Here is a 9,556-nt window from a genome sequence, read left to right as displayed (position 1 = left end):
GTTAATTATTTCTTACTATATCAATTGGCGCTGCGCCAATTATCTTCTCAATCATTCCGCAGAACTTAATCAGAACAGAAGGTTTAGCTACCCAAGCAATGGTTGCTACAATGACGGGAACCATTTTAGCTATCATCCTTGATCCTATTTTCTTGTTTGTTTTCAAAATGGGTGCAATCGGTGTTGGGATTGCCAACGTTACAGGTTATCTAGTCACTGATGCTATTCTCATTTACTACGTTTTATACAAAACTGACTACATCAAATTAAAGCTAAAATATAGCAAAATTAGCGGCAAAACAATCAAAGATATCGTAGCAATCGGCATCCCCGGTTCAATCACCAACTTCGCTCAAAGCTTTGGCATGGCACTTCTTAACTCATCTTTAGCTCTATACGGTGCAAACAAAGTTGCCGCAATGGGAATCACCCAAAAGATTTACAGTATCGTTATCTTGGTAATCGTTGGTTTTGCCTTTGGTTCACAACCTTTAATTGGTTACAACTATGGTGCTAAAAACTGGAAACGATTAAAGAAAATTCTAAACTTCGATATTCTTGTGCAAGTTGTTTATGCTGTAATTTCAGGCGGATTATTAATTTTATTTGCTCGTCCAGTCACCGCTCTATTTATGAATCAACCAGATATCGTCAACGCTGGCAGTTACATGTTAATTGCGACCATCATTACTACACCAATCGTTGGTATCATTTTAGTTTACACTACCGTCTTCCAATCAGTTGGTAATGCTTGGGCTGCCTTCATCATGGCAATTACTCGTCAAGGCGTTGTCTACTTTATCGCATTAGAAATTCTAAAAGTCACATTTGGCTACCACGGTATCGTTTGGGCTCAAGCAGCCAGTGATATCATCACCTGCATCATCGGTTACTTTATTTATGAAAAGAGCCTGGATCTCAAGGATAAAATCAAAGATTAGCCAAAATAAAAACTGCTCTCTTATTGAGAACAGTTTTTTCATGCTTATCTTTCAATTAAAGCAACTTTTCAAAAGCATCTTCATACTTAGGAATATCGCCGGCACCCATAAAGACAATGACTGAATTCTTATTCTTAGTCAAGTCAGCAATATTGTCTAAGTCAATTACTTCTGAGCCAGGAATATTCTTAACTAAGTCTTCGCTTGAAATATCACCGTTAGCTTCACGAGCTGAAGCATAAATTGGAGTAACGTATGCTTTATCTACATCGCGCAAAATTTCTTCGAAGTCTTTTTGATACTTCTTGGTTCTTGAGAAAGTATGTGGTTGGAAGACTACGACTAACTTTTTATCTGGGAACTTTTGACGAGCAGCTTGAATAGTTGCTCGCATTTCGGTTGGGTGGTGAGCATAATCATCGATAACAGCAATATCGCCAAAGTCCTTTTCACTAAATCTCCGCTTAGCACCCTTAAAGGTCAACATCCCTTCACGAATGTCATCCATCGGCACTTTTTCAGTGTAAGCAACCGCAATAACAGCAGTTGAGTTCAAGATGCTGTGATCACCAAATAAGTGAATTTCAAATTCACCTAAATCTTTACCATGTGCTAAAACATGGAACTTAGAACCAGTAGTGGACTTCTTAATGTCAACTGCTTGGAAGTCATCGGTATCCTTGAAGCCATAAGTGTACTTAGGAATATCAGTCTTCAAACTTTGCAAACGTTTGTCATCGCCCCATACAAACAATGCCTTCTTAGTTTGATCAGCTGCTGATTGGAATGCGCTGGTGTAATCGTCTTGATCCTTGAAGTAGTCTGGGTGGTCAAAGTCGATGTTAGTCATAATTTGGTAATCTGGGTGATATGCCAAGAAGTGACGACGATATTCATCAGCTTCGTAAACGAAGAAGCGTGAGTCTGGAACACCCTTACCACGACCGTCACCAATTAAGTAAGTAGTTGGTGCAACTTCACCTAAAACGTGTGACAAAAGACTAGTGGTTGAAGTCTTGCCGTGAGTACCTGAAATACCGATTGAAGTGTGCATTTGCACGATTTCTTCAACAGTATCTGGGTAGCTTTGCCACTTAACACCCTTTTTAAGGCAAGCTTTAACTTCTGGATTGTCTTCTTTAAAAGCATTCCCTTTAACAATTACTTGTTCATCATTGCTCTTGATGTTATCCGGGTTAAAGTTTTTAACATCAATGCCCACATTTTCAAGTGGCACTTGCGTAAAGGTATATTTTTCAATGTCACTACCTGCTACATCATAGCCTAAGTCATGTAAAAGCAAGGCAAGGGATGCCATACCTGTACCCTTAATACCAATGAACCAAATTTGCTTATTCTTGTCTAACATTTATTTACCCTCGAATTTTTAACGTTTTTATTCGTTAACTATTTTACCATTTTTCTTATGCTAAAATTTTTAAAATCAAAAGAAATCTATGATGAAAACGACAATTATGTTAATACTGTCGATCATTTGATCATTAAAGATCTTACGGGTAAAACTATTTCCCACAAAATCGGTTCACTAGCTCCTTAAAAGGTGAAACTGGTGGCTTTTCTTAGACAAAATAAAAAAGTTGATCAATTAGCTTTTTTGCACCAACTGGTCAACTTTTTATTTTTGCTTTATTCAAATTATAAAGTAATTTCACCACTAGCGATCAGTTCATCACACTTAGTTGGTTCAAATTCTGCACCAACTTCGAAGCTATCAGGAACAACCATGATCCCGCGCTTTTGTGGTGCGTGTGGCAAACCTAATTCACGAGCTGAACAAATCATGCCGTATGAATCAACACCGCGCAATTCACCTGGCCAAATTTGTGCACCATTTGGCATTAAAGTACCTGGAAGTGCAACAACTACTTTTTGACCTTGAGCGATATTTGGTGCACCACAAACGATTTGGTGTTCTTCACCATCAGCAACCTCAACAGTAGTTACGTGCAAGTGATCTGAATCAGGGTGTGGTTCACAAGTCTTAACGTAGCCATAAACTAAAGTTGGCTTGCCATATGCTAACTTGTCAGTAAAACCAACTTCATCAAGCTTCTTGTTCAGTGCAACAAGCTCATCGTCTGACAACTTAACTGGACCATTTGGTAACTTATCAAAGTCAACTAACTTATCAACGTTGAAGAAGTTGTAACCAATGGTCTTGCCTTCATCGTTAGTTACGCGAGTAACGTCTTCTTTTTCCTCAAATGAGCTACGGCCTTCATCGTGACCTAAGATAACGATCAAAGTGTTAGGATAAGCTTCTTTATTAGTACTAGTAATCATGCTTTTTTATTCTCCTCTATTAGTCAAGTGATCGTAAAAAGTTTTCCACTTCATCTTTAGTTTTACGGTCCTTATTTACTAGTCTACCAATTTCTTTGCCATCTTGGTAGACAACAAATGAAGGAATTCCCATAATCATTAATTTTTTTGCTATGTCAATTGAACCGTCGCGGTCAATTTCGTAGAATTTTGCATCAGAAAAATCTTTTTCAATTTCAGGCATAAATGGAGCAAGAAACTTGCAGTCTTGGCACCAATCAGCTGAGAATTCAAGCACAGTACGTCCTTCTTTAGTAATTTCCTTTAATTGATCTTCAGTTAATTCTTTAATCTTTTCCATTTTTCATACCTCATGTATTTCTTACTTTTTATAAGTCGATATTATTATAACCATTCTTTAACTAAAAAGCTAGAAATTGAATCTTACAATTATTTCTTTTCTTTAAATAGATAACTGCCCCAACGAACTGGTTTTTCAACAGTTGGCAAAACCATGAAGTAAAGTAAAAACAAATACCCAAATGGAATAACCGAGATCCAGTACCACCAACCGGTGTGGTCAGTATCATGCAATCTTCTTATGGTAAAGCCAAGTAAGCCTAATAAGATCCAAATAATCAGTAGATAGATAATTATTTGAATAATAAGTGTACCAGTTGAAACGTGCGTTAATAAGAAGAATTCATTACTTTAATAAGCAATGCCATCAATTGAATATGCCGTAGCTGAACATGCTGCTAAAATGACTCGCAAAATAATTGCCCAAACATAGGCATACCAAAATCCACGACGAGTACTACGTGCATTCCACTTAAATGGTGCAGTAAACAAAAGTTTGAATGCTTGTCCAAAAGTTGGTCTAGGAATATCAGTTTTAGGTTCGTGATATTCTTGTTCATAATAAGGTTTATCTTCCATAATTTTCCCTCCAATAATCTGAAATCTTACAGTTCTATTCTAAAACAAAATAACTAAAGCGATGAGCTAGTAGCAAGATTCTATCCAATAAAGCATTAAAAAACGCCTAGAGTTTATCTGCTGTAACTCTAGACGCTTCAAACTATTCATCCTCAAAATGAGCGTGCAAAGCATAAATTGGATTACCCTTAGCTGCAAATTTATGCTCGTATTCTGTTTCAATATTCTTTTCCACAATCTCTGGCTTTTCATGATGAAGATCAACTGAAACAAAATCAAACTTCATTCCATAATTATTCAAGCTCTGAACAGAGTAAGCATACAAGCCCGCATTGTCGGTTTTAAATTCAATATGTCCTTCTGGCTTCAGAACTTGTTCATACTTGCTCAAAAAACTCTTGTAAGTCAAACGACGCTTTTCATGACGAGTCTTTGGCCATGGATCGCTAAAATTCAAGTAGATAACATTGGTGCTATTTGCTGGAAAGAAGCAGTTGATGTCAGCCGCATCCCCGCGTAAGATTTGTAAATTATCCAAGCCCTTTTCCAACTTTGTTCGCAAGATGATCCCCGCAGCCGTAGTTTGCAATTCTAATGCGACATAATTTTTATCAGGATTTTGTTCAGCTAACGTAGTAATGAAATGCCCCTTACCAGAACCTACTTCAATTTCGATGGGATGATCATTACCAAATCGTTCAGTCCAGTCGATCTTTTTTTCAGGATCAGGATTTTGCAAAACACTTTCTGGATGGTCGTTTACAAGCTTAACAGCCCAAGGTTTATTTCTTAATCTCATTCTCTATTCCTATCTAATTCCAAAATTTTTTTGATTCATTTTTTTAACTCTGCCTGGCAAGTAAGTGGCAGTTACAATCATAGTGAAACCAAGTAAAATTGCCATCGCTTCAAACAAGTTAACATTAATTGGTAGCACAATTAACCAGCAGACACTAATCAAGAGCCATTGAATAAACAAGCCCATTGTCAACACCTTTACCAAGTCCCTGCCACGATTTTGCCGTTCAATTGGGTAAACGCGGTACATGAAGTTGCGGTCAAACTCTGTTGCCATTGGCAATAATTGATAGACCGTTAAAAAGATTACCAAGCATGAAAGGCCTAGTGCCCAACGCCAATCTTGCACTAACCACGATACCAAGATTGCAAAGACAGTCATTCTGACTAATAAATTCAAGTATTCTGGATTACGCAAAAGTGATCTCCGATACAAGAACAAATTAGGATTTTCCTTAGCCAATGATTTTGGTAAAAGAAAGTCGAGGTATCTTCTGCGTTTGATTGTAACTTGCTTTTCTGCCACATCGGTAAACATACTGAAGATTGAATAAACGCGATCTTTTCTAGCTTGTTCAGTTTTAATCGCATAGCGCCAGTTAAAGACGCCCTTTTCTTTTTTAGTACCAAAATGTGTAATTACCATTAATACTACAACTTCAATTGGATAAATAAATGATCCTAGTGAGCCAATCAACAAAGCTGCCAGAGTTACCACTAATAATATCCATTGCGGATAATTGTAGTAGAAGTACAAACTCTCTTTTTCAATCAGCAACATACACAATTTTAATAAAACAGTGCTGATAATCAGGATTACATATGACCAAACTGGGATTCCAGCTTTTACCGTCGCAAACGGAAACAGAATTCCGCCAAGCAAAACAATCAGAATTGTTGGCAGCACCATACTGTAACGAATCATCGGCTTCAGATATTCACCCATTTGTTCATCTTGCGTAAACAGAAATTGCATGTCGGCCTCTTTTAATAAGGTAACTAATCGACCAGCTAATAATGGCAACCACATGATAAAGCCGACAAGTGGCTTATAGAACCACAGATTATTGGGAATTACGCGCATAGCTTGGGCATACCAGAACATCAGCGCCCCAAACAAAAAGATCAACGCTAAAATAAAGAAGTCATTAAACACCAGCGTCAAATATTTTACTGATTGTTTAAGATTCTCGCTCAACCTTCTATTCGCTAACTCACGCATTGCCATTATCCTCTCTATTCAAAGCAAGGTATAACTTGTCAAAAGGATCATCTGGCTTAAGGCCATAGTGCTGACGAATTTCTTGCAAACTCCCCACAACTTCGATCGTGCCGCGGTTTAACACAGCATAATTCGAAATCGCTTGCTGTGCATCAGCTAAAACGTGAGTAGTCATTAAGACCATCTTTTTGTCAGCAATTGCTTTTTTTATTAAATCGATTAAGTTAGCAACTGCCAAAGGATCAAGTCCTGTAAATGGCTCATCGATCACGAGCAAACTTGTATCTGCTAAAAAAGCAGAAACGATCATTACCTTTTGGCGCATCCCTTTTGAAAAGTGGATTGGCAACCATTCCAGCTTGTCATCAAGTCTAAACATCTTAAGCAGTTCATGTGCTCTTTCCCAAGCCTTCTTTTCATCCAATTTGTAGCTAAGCATGGTCAATTCCAAATGCTCTTTTAATGTCAATTCTGGATACAAAATTGGTGTTTCAGGAATATAAGCCACTTCACGCTTAAACTTCGTTGGTTGTTGCGTCAAAACTACGTCGTTTAAAGTGATCTTACCTTTTTGCGGTCTAAGCAAACCTAAAATATGCTTAATTGTGGTTGATTTACCGGCCCCATTTAAACCAATTAAGCCCAGCGCCTCACCCGGCTTAATTTCCAAATTAATATCTTTAATAACCGGGACACCCGTGTAGCCTCCCGTTAAATGTTCAATTTTTAATGTCATTTTTCCTATCTTTCTTTACTGAATTTATACCTTTATTATGATAGCATGGATTTAATAGTAAACTAAAGTACAAGGATATGAGGTTTTATTATGGAAAATTTAGACAAAGATTGTTTATTCTGCAAAATTATCCGCGGTGAAATTCCTAGCTATACCGTTTTTGAAAATGACGATGTTAAGGCCTTCTTAGATATTTCTCAAGTTAACCCAGGCCACACCTTAATGGTGCCAAAAAAGCACATCGTTAACTTGTTTGACTACACCAAGGAAGACGCACAACGCTATTTACAATATATTCCTGAAATTGCTAATGCAATTAAGGCAGCCTTCCCTAATGTTACTGCAATGAACATTACTACTAATAATGGTAAGGCCGCAAATCAAGTAGTTATGCACTCACACATTCACTTCATTCCTCGTTTTGAAGGCGACGGCTTGAAGCTGATGACCCGCAACAACGCTGACAAATACAACGAAGCTAAATACAACGAAGTTGCTAACAAAATTAAGGCACAATTTTAGAGGTTAAAAATGAAACATTTCTTATTAGGCACAGTTTTTGGTGCAACAGCTGGGCTAGTTTTTTCCTGTATGAAAGATAGCAATGGTAATCGCCCAGGCAAGCCATTAAAAGATGAGTTCGAAGCAATTAAACATGAAAGCCAACGCTTTAATTCTGCCTTGCAAAAAGCTAAAAAGGCTAGTCAAGAATTAAATGAACAAATGCCAACAGCTGAACGTACAATTAGTGATATTAATGATAGTGTTGAACATTATTCCGACCATATTCAACCTATCGTTAACCGCATAGAAAAAAGAGCGATAAATTGAACCAAGATTTGGAAAACATCGTGCCAGATACTAACTCACAAGACACAAAGAACTAAGAAAAAATAAAGAAAATTTGATTTTTCTGTGAAAATTCGTAATTTAAAAACGAAACGCCCTTTTTTATGGTATATTAATGAACAGTTACTTATTTAAGGATGTGGAGATATTATTTTTATGAAGAGTTATATAAAAAAAATTGCTGCAGTCGTAGCTGTAGCTGGCGTTGCATTATCAACTGCTGCTTGTTCTAATAGCGGCACTAAAGCTACTGTTGCTTCATACAAGGGTGGCAAGATTACTCAAGAACAATACTATGATGAAATGAAGAAGTCACAAGCTGGTAAGTCAACTTTGGCTAACATGATCATCAACCGCGCTTTGGAACAACAATACGGCAAGTACGTATCTCAAAAGAAAGTCGACAAGCAATACAACAACTACAAGAAGCAATACGGCTCACAATTTAGTGCTGTTTTACAACAAAACGGTATGACTGCTTCAAGCTTCAAGCAAAACATTAAGACTAACCTTCTTTCTGAACAAGCATTGAAGCACATTAAGAAAGTTACTAAGAAGCAAGAACAACAAGCTTGGAAGAGCTACCAACCTAAGGTAACTGTTCAACACATCTTGGTTGCTAAGAAGTCAACTGCTCAAAGCATCATCAAGCAATTGAAAGATGGCAAGAGCTTCAAGGTTTTAGCTAAGAAGTACTCACTTGATACTGCTACTAAGAACAAGGCTGGTAAATTGCCATCATTTGACTCAACCGACACCACTTTAGACAGCTCATTCAAGACCGCTGCCTTCAAGCTTAAGACTGGTGAAGTTACTTCAACTCCAGTTAAGTCACAATCTGGTTACCACGTAATCAAGATGATCAGCCACCCAGCTAAGGGTAAGTTTGCTGACCACAAGAAGGCTATTGATGATCAAATTTACGCATCAATGGCTCAAGACCAAGCTACTATGAAAGACGTTATTGCTACTGTTTTGAAGAAGGCTGACGTTTCAATCAAGGATAGCGACTTGAAGGATGTATTATCATCATACGTTTCAACTACTAAGTAACAAATATATTTAGTTAATCAAAAACGCCGAATCTGAATGGATTCGACGTTTTTTTATTTCATTAATTTATTTTTTAAATAGGGGTGTCATATTCCCCCCCAAAAAAACTATGCCTTCACTGGCACCTTCCTAGTAACAGCTGAGTTGGCACAAATAATACTTTGAAATTCATTATGAAAAGCTTGAGCATTATGCAATACAGCTTTATAATCATCATTTTTAGCAGGTCCAACTAATCCGCCACCTACACCAACAACATGGGCACCACTAGCAAACCATTCATGCATATTTCCTAATGATACACCACCACTTGGCATTACATTAACATATGGGAAAGGTCCATGAATTTCAGAAATAATGCCTTTACCAGCAATTGAACCTGGGAAGATTTTGACTACGTCAGCACCATAAGTTAAAGCAGATTGAATTTCCGTTGGACTAAAGCAACCGGGCATGTAAGGAACCGCATACAGATTGCATTCCTTAGCAGTATTTTCGTTAAAAGATGGGCTAACAACGAATCTAGCTCCTGAAATTCTAGCAGTTGCCTCATCAAGCACAGTTCCAGCTCCAATGAGTATCCAAGATTTCGGTCTTGGATATTTTTTTACTAAAAATCAAAAGGCTCAAGATGCTTCATCATTAAAGCATTCTTGAGCTCTTTAATTTTATTTATCAGTAGCATAATCAGACAACTTCAGGTAGCGTACAAGTTCACTGCTATGAAAAATGTAA

At 37.4% G+C, this 9,556-nt stretch carries 11 protein-coding genes and 2 pseudogenes; 4 read left to right on the top strand and 9 right to left on the bottom strand.

Going from position 1 to position 9,556, the window contains the following annotated elements:
• Nucleotides 1-8: 8 nt before the first annotated feature.
• Nucleotides 9-941: pseudogene (locus tag CP367_RS09800) on the top strand (MATE family efflux transporter); the annotation flags it as partial.
• Nucleotides 942-996: 55 nt separating this feature from the next.
• Here the strand turns inward: CP367_RS09800 and murC are convergent.
• The 8 genes from murC to CP367_RS09765 form a co-directional block, all read right to left on the bottom strand.
• Nucleotides 997-2,310 carry a UDP-N-acetylmuramate--L-alanine ligase gene (gene murC / locus CP367_RS09795; protein WP_089145805.1) on the bottom strand — a complete coding sequence of 438 codons (1,314 nt, stop codon included), beginning with the start codon at nt 2,308-2,310 and terminating at the stop codon, nt 997-999.
• Nucleotides 2,311-2,597: 287 nt separating this feature from the next.
• Nucleotides 2,598-3,245, bottom strand: a complete 648-nt coding sequence (gene ytpR, locus CP367_RS09790) for a YtpR family tRNA-binding protein (RefSeq protein ID WP_005723469.1) — start codon at nt 3,243-3,245, stop codon at nt 2,598-2,600.
• 19 nt (nt 3,246-3,264) lie between these two features.
• Complete coding sequence (locus tag CP367_RS09785) at nt 3,265-3,585, bottom strand: thioredoxin family protein (RefSeq protein WP_089145806.1); 321 nt, start codon at nt 3,583-3,585, stop codon at nt 3,265-3,267.
• Between the two features lie 89 nt (nt 3,586-3,674).
• On the bottom strand, nt 3,675-3,854 hold the full coding sequence (locus CP367_RS11080; protein ID WP_233186504.1) for a DUF805 domain-containing protein: 180 nt from the start codon (nt 3,852-3,854) through the stop codon (nt 3,675-3,677).
• Between the two features lie 81 nt (nt 3,855-3,935).
• Nucleotides 3,936-4,163 carry a hypothetical protein gene (locus CP367_RS11075; protein WP_180707101.1) on the bottom strand — a complete coding sequence of 76 codons (228 nt, stop codon included), beginning with the start codon at nt 4,161-4,163 and terminating at the stop codon, nt 3,936-3,938.
• A 142-nt stretch (nt 4,164-4,305) separates the two neighbouring features.
• Nucleotides 4,306-4,962, bottom strand: coding sequence for a tRNA (guanosine(46)-N7)-methyltransferase TrmB (gene trmB / locus CP367_RS09775; RefSeq protein WP_005718114.1), 657 nt, complete (start codon nt 4,960-4,962; stop codon nt 4,306-4,308).
• A gap of 9 nt (nt 4,963-4,971) precedes the next feature.
• Entirely contained in the window at nt 4,972-6,183 is a 1,212-nt protein-coding gene (locus CP367_RS09770) for an ABC transporter permease (protein ID WP_005723473.1), read from the bottom strand.
• A complete protein-coding gene (locus tag CP367_RS09765; RefSeq protein ID WP_089145807.1) occupies nt 6,176-6,919 on the bottom strand; it encodes an ABC transporter ATP-binding protein in 744 nt (247 codons plus the stop codon). Before CP367_RS09765 ends, CP367_RS09770 begins: the two co-directional genes overlap by 8 nt.
• A 90-nt stretch (nt 6,920-7,009) precedes the next feature.
• Here CP367_RS09765 and CP367_RS09760 point away from each other — a divergent pair, with 90 nt between their 5' ends.
• From CP367_RS09760 to CP367_RS09750, 3 genes and pseudogenes are all read left to right on the top strand, one after another.
• Nucleotides 7,010-7,441 (top strand): HIT family protein, encoded by a 432-nt coding sequence (locus CP367_RS09760; protein WP_013086704.1) that lies wholly within the window; start codon nt 7,010-7,012, stop codon nt 7,439-7,441.
• A gap of 9 nt (nt 7,442-7,450) precedes the next feature.
• Nucleotides 7,451-7,806, top strand: a pseudogene (locus CP367_RS09755) (hypothetical protein).
• A gap of 118 nt (nt 7,807-7,924) precedes the next feature.
• Nucleotides 7,925-8,821 (top strand): peptidylprolyl isomerase PrsA, encoded by an 897-nt coding sequence (locus tag CP367_RS09750; protein ID WP_023488438.1) that lies wholly within the window; start codon nt 7,925-7,927, stop codon nt 8,819-8,821.
• Between the two features lie 107 nt (nt 8,822-8,928).
• Here the strand turns inward: CP367_RS09750 and CP367_RS09745 are convergent, their stop codons facing one another.
• Nucleotides 8,929-9,396: an aldolase gene (locus CP367_RS09745; protein ID WP_089145808.1), complete on the bottom strand. Its 468-nt coding sequence runs from the start codon at nt 9,394-9,396 to the stop codon at nt 8,929-8,931.
• Nucleotides 9,397-9,556: the final 160 nt, after the last annotated feature.

It is taken from the genome of Lactobacillus sp. UMNPBX16 (genome assembly GCF_002553775.1).
Taxonomy (GTDB): domain Bacteria; phylum Bacillota; class Bacilli; order Lactobacillales; family Lactobacillaceae; genus Lactobacillus; species Lactobacillus crispatus.
Note: the sequence above shows the minus strand (reverse complement) of the source record. Positions and strands in the feature narration are given on the sequence as shown.